This window comes from Micromonospora aridisoli, from assembly GCF_056150025.1.
In genome coordinates, this window is sequence record NZ_JAXCFK010000067.1 from 1 (window position 1) to 661 (window position 661).

Consider the following 661-nt stretch of genomic DNA (forward strand, 5'->3'; position numbering starts at 1 on the left):
TGCGACCCGACCACGGAGGTGCAGTACCTGTCCGACACCGGCCGGTACGCCGAGGCGGTGGCGCTCGCCGAGCCGGTGCTGGCCGGCCGGCTCACCTGCACCGAACAGCCGCAGGCCATCCTGACCGCGCTGCTCGTGCCGTACCTGCGCACCGGTCGGCACGACGACGCGCGCGGCGCGCACCGGGAGGCGTACCGCCGGCTGCGCGGCAACCTCTCGGACCTGTGGGACATCGCCGACCACGTCGAGTTCTGCACCGTGACCGGCAACGAGGCGCGGGCGCTGGAACTGGTCGAGCGGCACCTGGACTGGCTGGACCGGGCACCCACCCCGGCAGCCGCGATGCACTTCGCGGCCGCCGCCTCGGCGGCGCTGCGCCAGGTGCCGACCGAGCTGACTGTGCACCGCCGCGCCTCCGGCGAGCGGCCGGCCGCCGACGTACCGGTGGGCGCGCTCGCCGACGAGCTGGCCGGTACGGCGACCGCGCTGGCCGAGCGCTTCGACGCGCGCAACGGCACCACGCACCAGTCCGGGTTGATCGCCCGCAAGCTGGCGGCCGGGCCGGTCGGTGAGCACCTGCCGCTGTCGGCGAGCCTGCGCCGCCCGGCGGTGCCCGCGCCGCGTACCGGCTCGGACGCGCCGGTGGCCTCTTCGCAGCCGG

Annotated in this window: 1 pseudogene; it reads left to right on the forward strand. The window is 76.7% G+C overall.

What is annotated here, in order from left to right:
* Window positions 1–661 (forward strand): annotated as a pseudogene (locus SM447_RS29360) (hypothetical protein); the annotation flags it as partial.